Source organism: Pseudomonas sp. EA_65y_Pfl1_P113, from assembly GCF_963970525.1.
Classification (GTDB): domain Bacteria; phylum Pseudomonadota; class Gammaproteobacteria; order Pseudomonadales; family Pseudomonadaceae; genus Aquipseudomonas; species Aquipseudomonas tritici.
Genome location: NZ_CAXAQM010000596.1, coordinates 1 through 449, shown reverse-complemented (window position 1 = coordinate 449; position 449 = coordinate 1). Strand labels below are relative to the sequence as shown.

The 449-nt window shown below is 64.8% G+C and carries 1 protein-coding gene; it reads left to right on the top strand.

Annotated elements, in window-relative coordinates; translation table 11 throughout:
- Positions 1–12: 12 nt before the first annotated feature.
- The coding region (locus AACY52_RS31265; RefSeq protein WP_339561535.1) for an NAD(P)/FAD-dependent oxidoreductase at positions 13–449 on the top strand (437 nt) is incomplete at its 3' end.

Sequence of the window (449 nt, the reverse complement as noted above, 5' to 3'; positions counted from 1 at the left end):
GACGAACGTGCAATGGGCGGCCAGGCTGGCGCATCGTCGCGCATCGAGAATTATCTTGGCTTCCCCACGGGTATTTCGGGGCAAGCCTTGGCTGGTCGTGCCTTCAATCAGGCAGTGAAATTCGGCGCGGAAATCGCGGTGCCGCTGGGGGTGAAGGCGCTCGATTGCACCGCCGAGCGGATCGCGCTCGACCTGGTCGGCGGGCAGCAATTGCTGGCACGCGCAATCGTCGTCGCGTCGGGCGCGCGGTATCGACGGCCGGCAATCGCCAACCTCGCCGAGTTCGAGGGGCGGGGTATTTCCTATTGGGCCTCCCCGATCGAGGCCCGGCTTTGTGCAGGCGAAGAGGTCGCGCTGGTCGGCGGTGGCAATTCAGCCGGGCAGGCGATCGTATTTCTGGCACCCCAGGAGCGACAACTGCATCTTATTGTGCGGCGCAGCCTTTCCGA